Origin of the sequence: Sphingobacterium sp. SRCM116780 (genome assembly GCF_021442025.1) — a bacterium.
Lineage (GTDB): Bacteria > Bacteroidota > Bacteroidia > Sphingobacteriales > Sphingobacteriaceae > Sphingobacterium.
The window spans coordinates 508,992-529,061 of record NZ_CP090446.1; the positions used below are offsets into that span (position 1 = coordinate 508,992).

General features: G+C 34.2%; 16 protein-coding genes and 1 rRNA gene. 13 read left to right on the forward strand and 4 right to left on the reverse strand.

Features of this window, described 5'->3' with window-relative positions; translation table 11 throughout:
* The first annotated feature begins 55 nt into the window (after positions 1-55).
* The 9 genes from rrf to LZQ00_RS02090 all read left to right on the forward strand — a co-directional run bounded on the left by rrf (position 56) and on the right by LZQ00_RS02090 (position 10,999).
* Positions 56-167 (forward strand): 5S ribosomal RNA (gene rrf, locus LZQ00_RS02050).
* Positions 168-597: 430 nt separating this feature from the next.
* The gene (gene ccoN / locus LZQ00_RS02055; RefSeq protein ID WP_234511494.1) at positions 598-2,736 is read left to right on the forward strand and encodes a cytochrome-c oxidase, cbb3-type subunit I; all 2,139 of its coding nucleotides are present in this window, start codon (positions 598-600) and stop codon (positions 2,734-2,736) included.
* Between the two features lie 12 nt (positions 2,737-2,748).
* Complete coding sequence (locus LZQ00_RS02060; protein ID WP_234511496.1) at positions 2,749-2,940, forward strand: hypothetical protein; 192 nt, start codon at positions 2,749-2,751, stop codon at positions 2,938-2,940.
* Positions 2,941-2,942: 2 nt separating this feature from the next.
* A complete protein-coding gene (locus tag LZQ00_RS02065) occupies positions 2,943-3,821 on the forward strand; it encodes a cbb3-type cytochrome c oxidase N-terminal domain-containing protein (RefSeq protein WP_234511498.1) in 879 nt (292 codons plus the stop codon).
* Positions 3,822-3,830: 9 nt separating this feature from the next.
* On the forward strand, positions 3,831-5,213 hold the full coding sequence (ccoG, locus tag LZQ00_RS02070; RefSeq protein ID WP_234511499.1) for a cytochrome c oxidase accessory protein CcoG: 1,383 nt from the start codon (positions 3,831-3,833) through the stop codon (positions 5,211-5,213).
* Between the two features lie 38 nt (positions 5,214-5,251).
* The gene (locus tag LZQ00_RS02075) at positions 5,252-5,674 is read left to right on the forward strand and encodes a FixH family protein (RefSeq protein WP_234511500.1); all 423 of its coding nucleotides are present in this window, start codon (positions 5,252-5,254) and stop codon (positions 5,672-5,674) included.
* A gap of 1 nt (position 5,675) precedes the next feature.
* Positions 5,676-6,374 (forward strand): sulfite exporter TauE/SafE family protein, encoded by a 699-nt coding sequence (locus tag LZQ00_RS02080; RefSeq protein ID WP_234511501.1) that lies wholly within the window; start codon positions 5,676-5,678, stop codon positions 6,372-6,374.
* A gap of 316 nt (positions 6,375-6,690) precedes the next feature.
* A complete protein-coding gene (gene cls, locus LZQ00_RS02085; RefSeq protein ID WP_234511502.1) occupies positions 6,691-8,178 on the forward strand; it encodes a cardiolipin synthase in 1,488 nt (495 codons plus the stop codon).
* 94 nt (positions 8,179-8,272) lie between these two features.
* Positions 8,273-10,999, forward strand: a complete 2,727-nt coding sequence (locus LZQ00_RS02090; protein WP_234511503.1) for a carboxypeptidase-like regulatory domain-containing protein — start codon at positions 8,273-8,275, stop codon at positions 10,997-10,999.
* A 48-nt stretch (positions 11,000-11,047) separates the two neighbouring features.
* On the opposite strand, the gene LZQ00_RS02095 is transcribed toward LZQ00_RS02090, so the two are convergent.
* Together LZQ00_RS02095 and LZQ00_RS02100 are read right to left on the reverse strand one after the other, a co-directional pair.
* Positions 11,048-12,046, reverse strand: a complete 999-nt coding sequence (locus LZQ00_RS02095) for a YihY/virulence factor BrkB family protein (RefSeq protein ID WP_234511505.1) — start codon at positions 12,044-12,046, stop codon at positions 11,048-11,050.
* A 69-nt stretch (positions 12,047-12,115) separates the two neighbouring features.
* Complete coding sequence (locus LZQ00_RS02100; RefSeq protein ID WP_234511507.1) at positions 12,116-13,885, reverse strand: AMP-dependent synthetase/ligase; 1,770 nt, start codon at positions 13,883-13,885, stop codon at positions 12,116-12,118.
* Positions 13,886-14,073: 188 nt separating this feature from the next.
* On the opposite strand from LZQ00_RS02100, the gene LZQ00_RS02105 reads away from it, so the two are divergent.
* On the forward strand, positions 14,074-14,574 hold the full coding sequence (locus LZQ00_RS02105; protein ID WP_234511509.1) for a hypothetical protein: 501 nt from the start codon (positions 14,074-14,076) through the stop codon (positions 14,572-14,574).
* Between the two features lie 79 nt (positions 14,575-14,653).
* Here the strand turns inward: LZQ00_RS02105 and LZQ00_RS02110 are convergent, their stop codons facing one another.
* Positions 14,654-16,387: a M61 family metallopeptidase gene (locus tag LZQ00_RS02110; protein WP_234511510.1), complete on the reverse strand. Its 1,734-nt coding sequence runs from the start codon at positions 16,385-16,387 to the stop codon at positions 14,654-14,656.
* A gap of 205 nt (positions 16,388-16,592) precedes the next feature.
* Here LZQ00_RS02110 and LZQ00_RS02115 point away from each other — a divergent pair, with 205 nt between their 5' ends.
* Together LZQ00_RS02115 and LZQ00_RS02120 are read left to right on the forward strand one after the other, a co-directional pair.
* Positions 16,593-17,459: an N-acetylglucosamine kinase gene (locus LZQ00_RS02115; protein ID WP_234511512.1), complete on the forward strand. Its 867-nt coding sequence runs from the start codon at positions 16,593-16,595 to the stop codon at positions 17,457-17,459.
* Positions 17,460-17,469: 10 nt separating this feature from the next.
* Positions 17,470-17,988 carry a glutathione peroxidase gene (locus LZQ00_RS02120; RefSeq protein WP_234514782.1) on the forward strand — a complete coding sequence of 173 codons (519 nt, stop codon included), beginning with the start codon at positions 17,470-17,472 and terminating at the stop codon, positions 17,986-17,988.
* A gap of 227 nt (positions 17,989-18,215) precedes the next feature.
* On the opposite strand, the gene LZQ00_RS02125 is transcribed toward LZQ00_RS02120, so the two are convergent.
* On the reverse strand, positions 18,216-18,800 hold the full coding sequence (locus tag LZQ00_RS02125) for a thymidine kinase (protein ID WP_234511514.1): 585 nt from the start codon (positions 18,798-18,800) through the stop codon (positions 18,216-18,218).
* A gap of 239 nt (positions 18,801-19,039) precedes the next feature.
* Between LZQ00_RS02125 and LZQ00_RS02130 the strand changes: the two genes are divergently transcribed.
* Positions 19,040-20,053 (forward strand): hypothetical protein, encoded by a 1,014-nt coding sequence (locus LZQ00_RS02130; protein ID WP_234511516.1) that lies wholly within the window; start codon positions 19,040-19,042, stop codon positions 20,051-20,053.
* Positions 20,054-20,070 lie beyond the last annotated feature (17 nt).

A 20,070-nucleotide genomic window follows, 5' to 3' on the forward strand; every position in this document is an offset into this window, starting at 1 on the left:
GCGACCATATACTATCTCAAATCTCCCATCTCAAATCTAATATCTAAAAAACATTTTAGGTGCCTATATCGGCGGTGTCTACCTCTTCCCATTCCGAACAGAGCAGTCAAGCCCGCCAGAGCCGATGGTATTGCCGTAACAGGTGGGAGAGTAGGTCGGTGCCTTTTTTTATACAGAAGCCTTTGCTGAAAAGTAAAGGCTTTTTTGTGCTATATACTTTTTACTTTTCTTACTTTCTAATCTCCTGGAAACACAATAACCTCATTCTTTTCCTATTTAAACACTCTCTTTCCTAGAATTAGGATCGCCGTTGTTTTTCTGAATAGGGTAATAAAAGAAACAGCTTTAAATTCATATTTAAAGCTGTTTCTTTTATTGATGAGGTCGGTATGTTTATTATTAACGGAGCATCATGTTGCATCACTTGATTGTAATTGTTAATATGAGTAATAACTAATCTAACCATCTGCTCCCCTAACCATCTAATTATCTTACTACCTCTGAAATAGTGATGAATGTTACTTTTTTTGATTATTAGCATCATTCGAATGTCATATAACTAGTTCTACTTTTGATAATAAATCAACATTTTAAGTAATGCAGTTAGAGCAGTTTAATTATGACAATAAGATTGTCAGAAATTTCGGTATCGCTACCATTATTTGGGGGATAGTGGGTATGTCCATTGGGCTGCTTATAGCCACTCAATTGGTATGGCCAGCGATGAATTTCGGGATTCAGTTCTCAACATTTGGTCGTATCAGACCTGTACATACAAATGCGATCATCTTCGCCTTTGTTGGTAATGCTATTTTCATGGGCGTGTATTATTCTTTACAACGCGTCTTAAAAGCCCGTATGTTTAGTGATATACTGAGTAAACTTCATTTTTGGGGTTGGCAATTGATTATTGTAGCCTCTGCGATCACTTTACCACTAGGATTGACCACCAGTCATGAGTATGCGGAAATGGAATGGCCTATTGATCTCGGGATTACTTTCATTTGGGTCGTTTTCGGAATTAATATGTTTGGTACAATTATCAAACGTAGGGAACGCCATATGTATGTAGCAGTTTGGTTCTATATTGCCACTTTCGTTACGGTAGCTGTTTTACATCTAGTAAATTCCGTCCAATTACCGATTTCAGGATGGAAAAGTTATTATGTATATTCTGGAGTACAGGATGCTTTGGTGCAATGGTGGTATGGTCATAACGCGGTCGCATTCTTTTTGACAACCCCATTTTTGGGTATGATGTATTATTTCTTACCTAAAATGGCTAATCGTCCTGTATACTCATATAAACTAAGTATTCTTCACTTTTGGTCATTGATTTTCATTTACATCTGGGCAGGTCCTCATCACTTATTATATACTGCTCTTCCAGGCTGGGTTCAATCCTTAGGGGTTGCTTTTTCAGTGATGTTGATCGCTCCAAGTTGGGGAGGGATGATTAATGGTTTGCTGACACTACGAGGAGCGTGGGATAAGGTTCGTACAGAACCAGTTTTAAAATTTATGGTTGTGGCCTTGACATGTTATGGTATGGCGACATTCGAAGGTCCTATGCTCTCCTTAAAACAAGTGAATGCTATTGCTCACTTTACAGATTGGATAGTAGCACACGTTCATGTTGGAGCCCTTGGTTGGAACGGGTTTATGACTTTTGCTATTTTGTATTGGTTGATTCCGCGTATTTATAAAACAGAATTATATTCTAAAAAATTAGCTTCTGCACATTTTTGGATTGGAACATTAGGTATTCTTTTCTATGCGATCCCGATGTATTGGGCAGCTGTAGTGCAAGGCTTGATGTGGAAAGAGTTTACACCAGAAGGAGTGTTGAAATATCCCAATTTCTTAGCGACAACATTGGAAATTCTCCCCATGCATATGATGCGTGCTTTGGGAGGAGGTTTATATTTATCAGGTGCAATATTGATGACTTATAACTTGGTGAAAACCATGAAACAGGGTAAGTTATTAGCGAATGAGCCTGCTCAAGCACCTGCCTTGCTACCTGTTACTATGAATGAACAATCTAAACATCGTCGCTTGGAAAGAAAGCCGATTATGTTCATGGTACTGGCATTGATCGCAATTTTGATTGGAGGAATCGTAGAAATGATCCCTACGTTTACAATCTCTTCGAACGTTCCAACCATTGCGAGTGTAAAACCTTATACAGCATTAGAAATTCAAGGCCGCGATCTCTATATCCGAGAGGGTTGTGTGAATTGTCATACACAAGTAGTACGTCCATTCCGTTCGGAGACTGCAAGATATGGGGAATATAGTAAAGCTGGTGAATATGTTTATGATCATCCCTTCTTATGGGGGTCGAAACGTACGGGTCCCGATTTACATCGTATTGGAGGAAAATATCCGAATAAATGGCATTTCGATCATTTATTAGATCCAACAATTACTTCTCCTGGTAGTATCATGCCGATGTATCCATGGTTGATTGATCAAAAATTGGATAATTCATTGCTGAAAAATAAGCTGGAGGCGATGCGTAAATTGGGTGTGCCCTATACCGATCAGGAGATTGCGAATGCGCAAGCAAATCTAGCTAAACAAGCGAAAGGAATTGTTGAGGATTTGAAGAAAAATCAAGTGAACGTATTAGCCGATCGTGAAATTATAGCGCTGATCGCTTACTTACAACGTCTGGGTACAGACATCAAAGCTGCACCCAAAACAACAAAAGTAATCGATGAACAACATTAAAATACAGCAATTATGTTCAAACAAATTACAAACTTAAATGGTAGCGAGCTGTATTTGATCGCTTCATTATGGATATTTCTAGTATTCTTTATTATCGTGGGAATTATGTTGTTTCGAATGAATAAAGATCATATTTCGTACATGAAACAGCTTCCTTTTCAGGAGGACGACAATAATAAAAATCAATCATCAGATCGTTTATAGTTATGGGATTATTTTTAAATACAACAACGACAGCAATTTCCAATGCGGAAACATGGAGCTTTGGCTCAGGCAATATATATAATAATATTTTGATTCTTGTACTTACTGTTGTGATGATTAGTTTACTTGCATCAGCAATAATGGTCAATAGGGCCATGCGTTCTATTCTACGGATTACGATGCCGCATATCCTACAAGAAGAACAAGCAAATAGAATCAACAAAAAGGCAAATCGTAAAACTGCTTGGAATAAATTACTAGGATTACGACCTATTTCAGAAGAAAAGGATCTTGTAATTGATCACGAATATGACGGTATTCGTGAATTGGATAATCCAATTCCCATTTGGTTCAATGCGCTATTTTATTCAACGATGACTTTTGCGATTGTTTATGTGTTGGTGTATCATGTTTTCAGCTGGGGAATGAATCAAGATCAAGAGTATGTACAAGAAATGGAAAAAGCAGAGGTTTTACGTCAGGAATATTTAGCTCAGGCGGCCAATTTAATTGATGAGACTAATGTAACATTCGATGAAGCGAAAGTTGCAGCAGGTCGTGCTATTTTCCAAGCAAACTGTGTTCCCTGTCACGGTGGATCAGCTGAAGGAGGAATTGGTCCCAATTTGGTTGATCGATTTTGGTTACATGGTGGAGAAATAAAAGATATCTTCAAAACGGTAAAATACGGTATTCCAGATAAAGGGATGGTATCTTGGGAACAAACATTGACTCCCGGCCAAATCGCTGAAGTTAGTAGTTATATTATTTCCATTCGGGATACAAAACCTGCCAATCTAAAACCAGCACAAGGTGTAGCGGTAACATACGAATCCATTCAAGAAAAATCCACACCTGCTGATTCAACAAAAGCTCAATAAGATATCGTCATGAAAACAGTAGTAACAAATCCTGCCGAGAGCCAAAAGTCTAAAACAACAAGAACTTGGATCTATGCTAAGAAACCTTCAGGGCAATGGTATAATAGAAGAATGTGGGTGGGATATGGGTTACTACTGTTTCTTTTTTTAGCACCTTTTATTAAATTAGGTGGAGAACCTTTCTTAATGTTCAATATTATTGAACGTAAATTCTCCATTTTAGGCAGTGTATTTTATCCGCAAGATCTTCACATTTTCGTTTTTGGAATGTTGATTATGATGGTTTGTATTGTTCTTTTTACAGTCGTATTCGGTCGTATATGGTGTGGTTGGACTTGTCCGCAGACAATCTTTATGGAATTAATTTTTCGAAAAATAGAATATTGGATTGAAGGTGATTGGCAACAACAGAAAAAATTGAATGATGGACCAAATACAGATCAAAAAAAAATAAAAAAGATAGCTAAGCATGGGATATTCTTACTGATTTCGTTTTTCATTTCTAACATTTTTTTGTCTTATATCATTGGAGTTGATGCGCTGTATAAAATCATAACAGACCCAATCAACCAACACATGTCGGGATTATTTTCTATTGCAATTTTTACGTTGGTTTTTTATGCTGTCTTCGCTCATGTTAGAGAGATTGTCTGTACGACTATTTGTCCATATGGAAGATTACAAGGTGTTTTACTGGATGATCAAAGTATTACGGTGGCTTATGACCATCGACGAGGGGAACCAAGAGGTAAGCAGAAAAAGGATGAAGTACAGGTAAAGGGGGATTGTATTGACTGTCAGCTTTGTGTACATGTGTGTCCAACGGGAATAGATATTCGAAATGGTTTACAATTGGAATGTGTGAGTTGCACTGCTTGTGTAGACGCTTGTGATGCTGTAATGGATAAAATTGGAAAACCTAAAAAACTAATAGGTTTTTATGCAATGGGTGAAATAGAAGGTACTATTCAGAAAAAAAGTAATACCAGAACTATTGCTTATTCCATCGTCTTAATTGTTTTGATTTCAGTATTTGGATTTATGATTTTTAATCGCTCTGAAATTGGGACTACTTTGTTAAGAGCCAAAGGAAGTTCTTATCAGTTGCGAGAGGATCATACTATTAGTAATCTTTATTCATTGGAATTGGTGAATAAGAGTGGAAAAGTAATGCCTTTTGTATTGGTGCCAGAAGATAAGAGGCTGAAAATACAAGTTGTTAATCCTATTCATTCTTTAAGGAAAGATGGTACTGCTTCCCTAAGTTTCTTTTTAATCATGAAGAATGAGGATGTAAGACAGTATAAAAATGATGTGAAAGTGGATGTGTATGCTGGGAAAAGAAAAGTGAAGACATTGAAAACAACTTTTATAGCTCCTCCTGGAATGTAAATTGAAATCGCATAAATTACAGCTTTAAAAAGGTAGAAATGAATTGGGGTTATAAAATATTTTTAAGTTTAGGTTTGTTTATGCTCTGTATAGTAGGTGCAGGTATTTATATGGTCAGTCGCGATACCGATACTTTAGAGGATACTGACTATTATGAACAAGGATTACATTACGATGATGTGTATACAAAAAGATCAAATGTTGTTGCTCATGAGGCGAAACCTATTATAACAGTTGAAAATGATACGTTATATATTCAGTTTGTAGATGCTCCAAATCAAGGTAAATTAATTTTTAAAAGACCGTCTGACGGTACACAAGATATGGAGTTGCCATTCCAAACAATGACTTCGAAATTTCAATTACCTGTTACTACATTAAAAAAAGGAAGATGGCACTTGGAGATTGTATGGAAGAATGCTGAATTGGATTTTTCAACGGATCAACAGCTTAATTTGTAAAATGAGTTATTCATATTTTGCTTTTTTTATGGGCTTGTTCGGAAGTATTCACTGCGCTGTGATGTGTGGACCTTTGTTGCTTGTTGCTCAGGGAAATCAGCGAATCAGTTGGAAAATAGTTATTAATAAGATATTATACCAATTAGGACGAATTTTGACCTATGGTTCGCTTGGTTTGCTCCTTGGTTTATTCGGTAAAGTAGCCACGATGCAAGGATGGCAAAGGGGATTAAGTCTTTTTACAGGAATATTTCTGATTGTTATTGGACTGTTTCAACTCTTTCAAAATAGGAATCATCAATTTGTAAGATTACAAACCTTCTTTTTCTCACCAATAGCTAAATTAATGGGTAAATGGTTATATCGACCAGGTGGAAGTTTTATTGCAGGTATATTGAATGGAATTCTACCATGTGGAATGGTATACATGGCTATTGCTTCTGCTATGAATGCAGAATCTAGCCTTGCTAGTTTTCATTTTATGATTATGTTTGGCTTAGGAACACTACCATTATTATTGCTTTTCTCTTTTTTAGGAAATATTTCTCAAAAATATTTTAAAATTAATTTTTCGAAATGGTTACCTTTTTTATATCTCTTGATGGGAATATGGTTTCTGTTGCGTGGCGCTAATTTGGACATTCCCTATCTCAGTCCATTACTCCAAGTAGATGGAGCTCTAAATTGTCACACGATTTAGAAATAAATCATTCTCTTCTATGTGGATGTAATATTTGATTGTATACGTTGAACTTCTAGCTATTGATTATATTGGTCAAGCGATAGTGCTGTTCTTTTTATCTATTTCTTTGAACTTACCATAATGACACCTCTTGTCAATCAACAGTTAAATCTTTAATTTAACATTTTTGAATATAGTTATGTTATTAAAAAGGTATATTTCAATAATTGGATAGTTGAGCGCAATAGTTCTGTATACTATCCAATAAATTATCGGAACAAAACACTTGGAATTTACAGTTGTTATTGAATAATTAGAATAAGTTAAATATTTTATGGAGGAGCTATTTAGTCAAATTGAAATTGATTGGAGCCACGTTTGGCAATTGTTACTAAACTGGTATTGGCTTCCTTTATTTGTTTTGTATTTTGGCGTAATTAGCACCATCTTAATTGAAAATAGGAACCCAACAAAAACGATCTCTTGGGTGATGGTTATTGTTTTTCTCCCTTTTGTTGGTTTGATACTTTACTATTTGTTTGGACAGAAATTTAGAAAAGTAAAGCGATTCCAACGGATCAATCGGGAGCAAAATAGAAAATTGTTAGTAGCATGGGAAGAGAGTTTAAGTAGAATGGATGAACAATTGGAGATTATTCATCAAAGAATTGGCATGTTATCTCGTGTTTTTGATTATTTGAAAAATGAAAAATTAGCATTCTTTTCATTGAACAATCGTGTTGAACTCTTTATTAATGGTGAAGAAAAATTTCCTGTACTACTCAAAAGACTACGTGAAGCTAAAAAATCCATTCATATGGAGTATTATATCTTCGAGTTCGATCATATTGGCAAACAGGTTCTTGCTATTTTAGAAGAAAAAGCAAAAGAAGGGGTTAAAGTTCGTCTGATACTAGACAGTATTGGATCTCCTCAAGTCATTAAATATTTGCGAAAAAATAAACCGAGTTATCCTTTTGAAGCCTTTTTGCCCGTTACCTTTACTTCGTTAGCAAATAGCAATTATCGAAATCACAGAAAGATTGTTGTCATTGATTGCCAATATGGATTTGTTGGGGGTATTAATATATCTGATCGTTATATCAATCAACCTAATCAAGCGAACTATTGGAGAGATACGGCGATGGCTGTAGAAGGTATTGCTGTTAATAATCTACAAATTCAATTTTGGAACAGTTGGAACCAAACCGAAGGAGAACCATTTTCATTAACGGAAGAATATTTAAACTTCAATGTAGCGCATATACCTGAAAGGGCAGCAGTTTCTTTTGCTTCCAGTGATCCAGGTTCATTAGGTCCTTTTAATATGGAAGCAATTCTTCTAGCGATTAATGATGCGAAAGAAAGAATACAATTGTGTACGCCTTATTTTATTCCTAGTGAACAATTGTCAACAGCATTAGAGATCGCCGCGTCTTCGGGAATCAAAGTGGAGTTGATGTTACCAGCCGTGTCAGATTCGTATATCGTTCAGCATGCTACATTTTCGTTTTTAAAACCACTTTTGCAAAGAGGAATACATGTTTATCTATATAACAAAGGTTTTATCCATGCTAAAACAGTTTGTATCGATGGTAAATTGGCATTTGTAGGGACTGTCAATTTGGACATTCGTAGCTTTTATATTAACTATGAAATTACAAGTGTCGTTTCGGATGAACAATATTGCAAACGTCTAGAACAACAATTTGAAATGGATAAATCGGCATCGGATTTAGTGACGTTATTTTCATGGGCACATCGGAAAAAATGGAAAAAGGGTGTTGATTCCTTATGTCGCCTTTTAGCTCCTCTATTATAGGCTAATAAATGTTAAAAATTTGTTAGACTTCCTATATCTGATTAAAATTGAATATATTTAACCTATTCTATTTTAATTTCCAATAGTCTATTAAATGAAATATATAAAATTATTGACGTTTACAATGGGTGTTTGTGGAATACAACATGTATATGCCCAAACAACTGAAGCTACACTACCTGTCAATACCATAGTCGAACGCGTACAAAAATATTTTCAAGTATATCCTGTAGAAAAAGTGCATTTGCATTTTGATAAACCTTATTATGCAGTGGGTGATACCTTATGGTTCAATACGTATTTGTCTCGTAATCTAGCAGAGTATGACCCCAGTAAGATTGCTTATGTGGAAGTTTTAAATAGCCGGGATTCACTGATTCAAACATTAAAAATTCCTTTAGATAAGGGAGTTGGGAATGGTTTTTTGGTTTTAGATCCGCAATATTTAACGCAAGAGAATTATCGATTTAGAGCTTATACTAAATGGATGAGTAATTTTTCAACAGATTATTTTTTCAACAAAATAGTTCCTGTAGGTGATGTGATTAATAAAAAGCTCGTCACAGAAATTTCATTCGTTAATAACGATCAGAGCGCTGCAAAAAGTCAAGCTATCATCCAATTTAGAGATGCTATGGGAAAACTTTTAATTAATTCAAAAGTGAATTGGTCTTTAATTTCAGGATGGGAAACCATCTCTGATGGTAAAGGAGAGACAGATGCTATGGGAAAGGTTACGGTCAATTTAAGTGCTAAAGATAGAGAGATCTTGAAAAAATCGTTTCTGCAAGTTAGTCTTCAGCAGAATAAGAATGAAAAACCCTTAACGAGCACTTTTTCAATGAAAAATTCACTTTGGGATGTTGATGTTCAATTTTTTCCTGAAGGGGGTGATTTATTAGCTGGAGTAGCTAAAAATGTTGCTTTTAAGGCTGTTTCTTCAGAAGGAAAAGGTGTATCGGTTAAAGGGAATATTGTCGATAGTAAAGGTAAGCAAGTCGCTGAATTTTCAGATGCTGGATTAGGAATGGGGTATTTTAACCTATTACCTCTGGCAAATGAAAAATATGAGGCGGTGCTCAAATTCTCTAACGGACAAGAACGAAAGTTTAAATTACCAGAGGTTACTCAAAATAAGGCGAATGTTGTTTTTATAAAACAAGATGAGACGAATGTGAATATGGCGATTGTGACCAGTGAAGAAAATTTTGCAAAACAACCCAATCAATCGTACTATGTTTTAGTCCAATCTAATGGTCATTTGGTATATGCTGCACAAGCGAATATGAAAGGTGCTACAGCCATGATTGTTATCCCTAAAGAACGTCTTCCAAATGGTATTGCGCAAGTTTCATTGTTATCTACTTCTGGTAAAGTAATTAGTGAGCGATTGGTCTTTGTTAATAGTGAAAAGCTATTGGATATAAATCTGGCTGTTAATAAACAACAATACAAAGCCAAGGAAAAGGTTAATTTGAAACTTTCTGTTTTGAATAATGGTCAAAAATATCCAGGTAGTTACTCTATTTCCGTGATCGATGAATCCAAAGTTCCTTATGATGATAATCAAGATTTATCGATTGTTAGTAATTTTCTATTAACTTCAGATTTAAAAGGATATGTGGAGAGTCCGAATTTCTATTTTAACGAAAAGAATGCAGATAAGGATAAAGCTTTGAATGCCTTATTGATGACGCAAGGATTTAGAAGATTTGAATATCAAGATTTAATCAATGAGAAGCTTCCTGTGTTGTCCTTTATGCCTGAGCAAGGTATTGAGATTGCAGGTACATTACGATTGAATACAGGCCGAGCTGTGCCTAATGGAGGCCTATTATTGTCTATTCCTTCAAAAAGTATTCGTAAAGATACCTATACCGATGCTAAAGGAAGATTTGTATTTAAAGATTTAGTATTCTCAGATTCTTCTAAAGTAACTGTCAATGCTCGTGGAAATGATAATTATCGTAGTTTGGTGATTAATATGGATCAAAGTTATTATCCTGAAATTGATAAAAATAATGCATATAAGAATAATTTCGTCCTAAATATTGACAAAACAATCGCTCCTTATTTAGAAAATAGTAAGAAAGAGTATCGAAAATCAATTTTGTTGGATGAGGTTGCCATTACAGGTGTTCAGAAAAAAGTGATTACAAATAAAGACTTTCCTTCTATTTCTGGTTTGTCTATGCCTGAGCATCGCATTGAAGCAGATCGATTAGCAGGTTGTAATGTCTTAACAATGTGTTTGACTACTTTGTTAACAGGTATCACATATGACTCACAAACACAAAAGTATTATGTCACCCGAGATTATAATGGTGGGAGTAGAGTTCCAGTGCAATTTTTCTTAAATGGAATGGCTATTGATGAGCCTGGTTTAAATGGTATTAATGTGATCGATATTGAAGGAATTGAGATTTTCTTAAAAGATGATTTAGGAACTGTTTCTAGAATGTATCAAAATAATGGTGTTGTCTCGATCTATACGAAGAAAGTTGAGAAAAAACCGAGAATGTCATTAACAGAAATTGAAAAATTACTACCAAAATCAAATGTGATTGATTTATTTCCATTGGGTTATATAAAAGAAAGAAAATTCTATCAACCTAAATACGAAACAGCTGAGAGTAAAGCTGTTAATGATTTGAGAACGACTATTTATTGGAATCCAAAAGTAGAAGTAACGGAAACAGGTGAAGCTGCACTTGAGTTTTATAATGCAGATGGAAACGGACAGTACAAAATTATTGTAGAAGGTATGGATCAAACGGGCAATGTGGGAAGGAAGGTGATTCGTTACCAAGTCAGTCAATAGGTAAATACAAAAAAAGGCGCTTTATTTAATAAAACGCCTTTTTTTATCTTAATATTTGTGAAGTGTTTCACCTTTTTTTGAATCTGCTTCTTCACCTACTTTCTTGATCCGTTCCGTGTGTTCTATAACAACTGCAAATGAAGCAGGTTCTATACCTCCCCCAAGTTTTTGAGCGTAGAATTTAGTGAATTCGGCACCGAAATATAATATTGCTGCAGAATAATAAATCCACAAGAGCATGACAATAATGGAACCTGCGGCACCATAAAAGCTTGCTGTAGATGACAATGTTAGATAAATAGATATAAAGTATCTTCCTAACATAAATAATAATCCCGTAAAAATAGCACCACCTAAAATATCTTTGAACTTTACTTTAGCATCGGGTAAAAATGAAAATATAAAACCGAAAAGTATAGTGATGACAATGAAAGTGATACTCGTATTGACCCAATCAATTAACGTGATTGGAATAAAGGGGAAATATTGTAAGACCATGTTGGTAATAGCAGCAATGACTCCGTTGATCATCAAAGATGCAATAAGTAGAAACCCTAATGCAATGATGATAGAGAACGAAATCAAACGATTAATAATTAATTTAAGCCACCCTTTTTTGGGTTTAGGTTTAACTTTCCAAATGTCATTGATAGAATCTTGAATGTCGACAAATAAGGTTGTTGCTGTCAGGATAAGTGTTATGACCCCTATGATAATACCAATGTTGGATTTATTTTCAAAACTTATTTTTTGAATATAGGATTGAATTTGCAGGGTTACATCTTTTCCAAACAGCACCATCAATTCATCAAAAACTTCCTTTTGAGCAGATGTTTCCTGGCTTAAATGTTTACCATAAAAAAAACCAATACACCAAATGATAATCATTAATAAAGGTCCAATAGAAAAGACAGTATAATATGCTAATGAAGCACTTTTTTTCATACAATTGTCATCCAGGAATCCATTAAAAGCATCATAGACTAATTTTAAAACCTGTTTCCAATACGTAAATGTTAGTAAATCTTTGAAATGTACTTCTTTCATAATGTGATTTGGAATTGAAAGAAAGTTTCTTTTAATAAATACCCCCTATTTTTTAGGTAGGGGGGAAACTCAGTTGCTTTCTTTATATATATCTTCAATTTTGCTCTCATTCTCTTTCAGAATGACTTTTCTTTTTAGACTTAGTTTGGGGGTTAATTGTCCAGCGTCAATCGTCCATTCTTTAGGAAGTAACGTAAACTTCTTAATTTTTTCCCAATGTCCAAATTCTGTTGACAATCTTTCTATCTCTTGATTGTATTTTGCTATTACTTGTAGATTCTTGATGGTATCTTCCTTAGAAACGACTGAAATTCCTTTATATTTCATCCATTTTTCTATTTCCTCAAAGGCAGGAACTATTAAAGCGGCAGGGAACTTCCTGTTTTCTCCAACAACCATGATCTGTCCAATGAATGTAGATTCCATTAATTTGTTCTCAATGGCTTGTGGAGCGATATATTTACCGCCAGCAGTTTTGAACATCTCTTTTTTACGATCTGTAATTTTCAAAAATCCATCGGAAGAGATTTCGCCAATATCTCCAGTTTTAAAGAAACCATTCTCATCAAAAGTCTCCTTTGTCGCTTCATCATTTTTGTAATATCCTGAAGTTACGCTTGGCCCTTTTACTAAAATTTCTCCATCTTGTGCTATTTTTACTTCTAAGTTTTTTAAAGGTCTTCCTACAGTTCCAAACTTAATACCTGTATCTTCAAATGTATTTACGGCAATAACTGGAGATGTTTCCGTAAGACCATATCCCTCTAATACTTTCATCTCTGCAGCCCAAAATACCCGTGCAAGCCTTTCTTGTAATGCCGCTCCACCAGAAACAATAATTTTTATATTTCCTCCAAGGGCTTCCTGCCATTTTGAAAAAATTAATTTCCGAGCAATGGATAGTTGAAAATTGTACCATGCACTATTTTTGAGAGGTTCTTGATAGCGAAGTCCAAGATCTAGGGCCCACATGAATAAGGATCTTTTAATTCCTTTTAAATCTTTTCCTTTGGCCACAATTTTATCGTATACTTTTTCTAATACTCGAGGTACTGTTGTAAAAAGATCTGGTTTCACATCATTGATATCGACAACAATATTATCTAGGTTTTCAGCAAAATAAATTTCTACGCCTTTTGAATAATACATATAAACAACCATGCGCTCAAAAATATGACATAAAGGTAAAAAGCTAATCGCTTTTTTGAAATCAGACCGGATGAGCGGATAACATGCTTGTACATTACTCAAAATATTTTTATGAGATAAAAATACTCCCTTTGGCTTGCCTGTGGTACCTGATGTATAGATTAATGTAAGGAGATCATTCTCAGAAACAGCATCATTAAAAGGTTTTAAATCTGTCTCTAATTTTTCGCCTATTTGATATAGGGATGCTATATTTTGATAGTTGTTAACAGTTTCGAAAGTATATATAGGTATTGCTAATTGATTGTCTTTTAATGCAACATTAATTCTAGTTGAAAGCTCTTCATTACTCACAAAAATTAATTTTGCTTCTGCATCATTGATAATGAAAGATAGATCTTGGGAAGCTAATGTTGGGTAAAGCGGTACAAGTGCGATACCCAATTGGTTACAAGCGAAATCAACAATACTCCATTCGGGACGATTACCCGACATCAGTGCAATACGATCACCTTTTTGTAGACCGATACTTAATAAAGCTTTACTGAGGCTATTTATTTTATCAATAAATTCGATGCTTGAATATGTTCTCCATTCACCTTCTTTATTACGACCTGCAATAATGGTTTTATTAGCGTGTTCAGTTTTATAATTGGTGATTAGATCGAAAATTCTAGTTTGTTGTTTCATAATGAAATATTTAAAAATATTTGCGTAATTGGTTTATTACTTAAGTATTCAAATACAGTCCAATATATGAAAAATGTTATTAACTATTTTAAATATCTAAAATAGTTAATAACAATTTAAAATTTGTGTCGTTTAGATATTGATATTAACTTTGGGTAATTAATTGAAAATAAATATTAACATTAGAAATGAAAAAACTATCTTGGATATTGGGAGTGACGTGTGGTTTAATGGGATTGTCGAATGAAGCTTGTGCACAGTTAGATTCGAAAGGAGCTATAGGAGCTCGTTTTGGTTCTTCTCAAGGGCTTACGTATCGACATACGCTTTCAAATGACCGAGCTTTGGAAGGAATCTTAAGTATTCAAAGCAATTCTAATTATAGAAGATTTAGAGTAGTGGGTTTGTATGAGATTTATAAACCGTTGTCTGCTGGATTTAATTGGTATTATGGATTTGGAGGAAGTGTAGGTTCTTACAAAGAAAAGGACAAAATTGTAGATGGAAAACGTATTGAACATGATTCAGAATTGGGATTGAGTATCGATGGTATTATTGGGATTGAGTATAATATTCCGCAAACTCCTTTTCAATTGTCCTTAGATGTGAAACCCTATTTTGATTTTCTACAATCAAGTTCGATTAAATTAATAGATCCAATCGGTTTCTCTTTTAGATATAAATTCTAGTTTGAACGGTCGATGCATAAAAAAGGTTGCTCTATATGCAATAGAGCAACCTTTTTTATTGAAATAACTTAATTGTTTTTTAAGATAACCAAAATTGAGCTAACTTTTTTTGTTCTTCGGTTTGATTTTCTAGTGGCTGTATGCGAAATAATTTTTTACTATTGGAACGAATTTGAATTTTCAGCTCTTTGATTTTACCATCTCTTGCTATCAGTATATTTAGATAGTCACCTTCAACACTATTTTGCATGAAATAATCGTATTCTTTATCTTTAGCATCCAAGCGTATACCATTAATTGCAATTATTTCATCTCGAACATTGAGCCCGCCATCCCAAGCACCAGAACCTCTTTCAACAGCGGTTATGGTTTGAATCCCGTCATTTTTGTTCATATTAATACCCAAATCTAAACTTTTAGATTCAGCATTAATATTGATGATCTCATATCCAACTAAGTTGAAATAATCATTATAGGCTAATTCTCCATAGTTATGTGCTGCTTGAAAAATATCAGATACAGAAATTCCAGTAACTTCTTCTGTTAACTTTTGGAATTCATTTTCTTCAAATCCCCTTTGCTCTTGCAGGTAAAAATAATTGTAGGTAGCTCGGAGTACATCATCTAATTTTTTTGTACCACCAGAAGAAGCAATAATCTTTAAATCCAATAATACGGTCAACATTGCGCCCTTATTATAATAGGAAATGCCAGAATTTGGAGAATTCTCATCTGGACGATAATACTTTATCCAAGCATCAAAACTGGATTCAGCAGCAGATTGAATTTCATGCCCAGGTCGATTAAGAACTGTTGTGAAATCGTTTGCCAACAAATTTAGATACTCTTTTTCTGAGAAGAAACCACATCTCTTGATAATGAGATTATCATAGTAAGATGTAAATCCTTCCATGATCCACAGGCCCGTTGTATAGTTCTCTTGGTCATAATTAAATGGGCCGAGTGCTTTAGGACGTAAACGTTTTACATTCCATAAATGGAAATATTCATGAGCAACTAGACTTAAATATGTTTTATATGTACTTTCATTGCTATAAGCAGTTCTCGATGCACCCAGAACAGTAGAATTGAGGTGTTCTAATCCACCTCCTCCAGATTGATGGTTATGTGTAATGAATACATATCTTTTGTTAGGATTGGATCCCCAGATACGGGTTTCCTCTTCTACGATTTTTTGTACGTCCTTGCTTAATCTTTCCTTACTATAGGTGCCTCCACCGACCATAGCAAATTCATGCTCCACATTGGATGCCTGGATCGTCCAAATATCTTGATTGCCAATTTCAAAAGGGGAATCATAAAGAATATCAAAATCTGGAGCATAAAAAGTATTTTCTGCTATTTTTTCTAGACCTGTTGATAGGTGTTTCCAGTTTTTATGAGGAAAGAATTTCACCGTTACAGCTTGATCAATTTTTCCATCAATATACATAAAAGTAGCTGTGGGAACTATAAATGCATGCTCTTCATCAATGAAATTGGTTCTTACCGAAACTTCGAATCCATAAATATGATAGTTAATTTCTACAGAACTTTTATCTTTAGTGTATATACGCCAAGTATTTTTACTTATTTTTTCATACTCAACTTGATCTTTTACAGAGAATCGTTCTATTTGTTTCGAATATTCTCGAACTAAATAGGATCCGGGGGACCAAACAGGCATTTTTACATCAATATAATCAGCTTGAATCTCGCTGATAGACATTTTTATAGCTGCATAATGGGCCTGTGGTTCACTGAAAGAAACATCAAAATGTATATTTAATGTAGAATTAATTTTTTCAATCATTTTAAAGAATTAAAAAACTGATATTGATATCAGTTAAAATTTTGTTTTGGTGTACAAAAGTAACAGGTTATACGTGTTATACAAAATTATTTGAATGAATGTTTCTTTGAAAGTATATAATTTTATTTTAAGCAATCGTTTGATTATTATAAACTTTAAAAATTTGTATATTTGAGACGCTTGATAGAGCATAATCTTATTTTTTATGATTTTAGTTGTCGATAGTGGTTCTTCCAAATCGGATTGGAAGTTAGAACTTCCAGATAGTCCTCCTATATCATTTTCTACAAATGGACTTAATCCATTTTTTGTGAATGATAAAGAGATCACCCGTGTAATTAAGGAGATTCCTGAGATTATACCTTATGCTAATGAGATAACAGAACTTTACTTTTACGGTGCAGGATGTACATCACCAGATCGAAGAGAAATGGTTTCAAATGCGCTTACTCCATTGTTTGAAAACGCATTTATTTCTGTTGAAAATGATCTTGTGGGGAGCGCCTTGGCAACTTGTGGAAAAAATAAAGGTTATATCGCTACTTTAGGCACGGGATCAGATATTAGCTTTTTTGATGGAGAAGAAGTTCAACCTTCTAATCATGGAAATGGTTATGTCTTAGGGGACGAAGGTTCTGGTGCCTGGTTTGGGAAAAAATTAATTACATTATTTTTGTATGGTCGGTTACCAAAGGATTTATCCGAAAATTTTGCAGAACATTATCGTGTAACCAAAGAGATCGTCATTAAAAATGTTTATCAAAAGGAGAGACCAAATGCTTATTTAGCTTCATTTGCACCATTTTTATCCGCAAATATTACACATCCATTTATAGACGAACTCGTTCGAACTGGTTTTGAAGAGTATGTGCAAACCTGTATATTGACTTATCAAGATTATCAGGAATATGAATGTCATTTTGTTGGATCTATTGCTTATTATCTCGATTTAATATTGCGAGATGTCTGCAATGGTTATGGCATTAAAATTGGTAAAATACTTAAGTCACCGATCAATGAATTATTTGATTTTGTGATTGAAAGAGAAAAAAGTTCACTTATAAATTTATAATTTTAGTATGATGATTTTATCAACAATTATGGTTTGCTTGTCTATGGTGTTTGGCAACCCAAGTATTTATGATTATAGCTTTAATAGCCTCGATGGAAAAGAGATTAAGATGTCTTCTTTTAAAGGAAAGAAAATTTTAATTGTCAATACGGCTTCAAAATGCGGTTTTACGAAACAGTATAAAGATTTGCAGGAGCTATATTCCTTATATGGAAAAGATTTAGTGATTATCGGATTTCCTGCGAATAATTTTGGAAATCAAGAACCGGGAACAAACGGTGATATTCAAGAATTCTGTCAGCAAAATTATGGTGTAGAATTTTTGATGGCTGAAAAAGTTGATGTCAAAGGAGATGGAATAGCGCCGCTATTCAAATATTTGACCTCGCAAGAAAATCCGGATTTTCAAGGAGAGATTAAATGGAACTTTGAGAAGTTTTTAATTGATGAAAATGGTAAACTGGTTCATCGCTACCGCTCAGCAGTCAATCCAATGTCGGATGAAATCGTAAATTGGGTTAAAAAATAACACGAAAAGACCATCAAAATATGAAGACTATCAGTATATTGATGGTCTTTTTTTATGTCAATTCCAAAAAGAAAAAGTCCACCTTGGGAGGGTGGACTTTTAACTAACCAATTATTAACCTAAATTATGAAAAGTATTTTGTAGCTATTGCTAGCTTTTAGTATCGTTTGATGTGAGATAAATTACAAAGGTGATGCCAAAAGTCTCCTAAGTTATCTTAATCCTTGTTAAGAATTTGTTAAATTGTAATAGCAAGATCTACATCTTGCTTCATATGCCTCTTTTTCTCCAAGAAGAACTGTTTTTGTGTCAGAAGAAGTCCTAAAAGAGTAGTTTGCAGGAGCTCCACACTGCATGCATACAGCATGCACTTTGGTCACATGTTCTGCAACCGCCATTACGGCTGGGATAGGACCAAATGGTTGTGCTTTAAAATCCATATCCAATCCTGCAACGATGACACGCATTCCTTTATTTGCCAATTTGACACAAACATCTGTCAGACCTTCATCAAAGAATTGTGCTTCATCTATACCGACTACTTGTGTATCATTGCTCAGTAACAAGATGGCAGATGAATGTTCAACAGGTGTAGATGGAATGCTATTACTATCATGAGATACCACCAAATGCTCATCATATCTTTTATCTACTGCCGGTTTGAAAATTTCAACACGAAGTTTCGCATATTGAGCTCGCTTAAGTCTTCGGATAAGCTCTTCCGTTTTGCCAGAGAACATCGAACCACAAATAACTTCTATGCTACCGTAGGAGGGACCTCTTTGCGTAAAATTATGTTCAGAAAAAAGCATTTAAATGAATTAAAATCAATATATTGACTATTATTATTAATCAGAATAAAATCTGATTTTTTAAGAAAAATATTACTGTTCAAGTCCTGCTAATATCAGAATTTAATATTAAATTTGACTCTATAAAAGCTAAATACTTAACAATAACGTATAAATCAGTAAGTTGAAATTGATGTCTCATTTCCTTTGTAAAATTTAAGTTTTTCAAGGGATTCTAAGACAAGAGGAATATATAAATTATGGCTACTAAACAGAATGTGTTTGATAAAATAGGTGATTTATTGCAAGAGTTGAATACGCAATATGTATCGCTGTCAGAAAATGGTTTCGAAAATAAAAAAGTTGATTTGGCTTTGTTAGAAGCTACAGCACAGTATATCACGGCTAACATTGGAGTTCTTAAAGCGCAAGATTTATTGGATAAGGAGGTGTTATTAAATCGTGAAGATGAACCTGCTACGCCAAAAGTATTAACTCAAGTCAAGGAGGCAGAGAAAGTAGCATTTAATAATTATTTTACTCCACCTTCAAATTTGTTTCAAAGTCAGCAACAAGAGCAAGTGGAGCTTCCAATTGTAGCGGAAAAATCTCCTGTAGTGGAACAACTTATTGTAAATGAGGATGAAGTTGCTGTTGTTGAAAAGGAAACTGCTGTACAAGAATTTGCGACTGATTTGCAAGAGGAACCAGCTGTTGTTGAAAAAGATGATACACAAACGGAATCAGTTGAACAAGATATAACATTTGAAAAATCTGTAGCAGAGCATAAAGATGGTGGATTGAATGAAGAATCTCCTATTTTTGAAGAAACGCATCAACAAGAGGTTGTTGTGGTCAATGAAGTAATCGAAGAATCGAAAGAAATTGTTATCAAAGAAGAAATTCCAGTAGAAATACCTGTTGAAAATGAGGTTGCAAATCGTCCTTTAACATTGAATGAAATCATTTCTCAACAAAAAAAGGCTGGTATTCAGAATCGTGTATATGAAATGAATACCCCAACAGGAACTTCGGGACAAGTGAAGGATATCAAAGCTGTTATTAATTTGAATGATAAGTTGCTGTTCATTAAGGATCTTTTTAATGGTTACAGTTTAGCTTATAGTGAGGCGATTGAATTATTAAATAGATGTAATGATTATGCGGAAGCAGATGCATTTTTACAAACGAATTACGCAGTGAAAAATAAATGGACTGAAAAACCTCATGCTGTTGATAAGCTATATGAGTTGATACGGAAAAGATTTGCATAAAAAAAGCTGACTTTTTC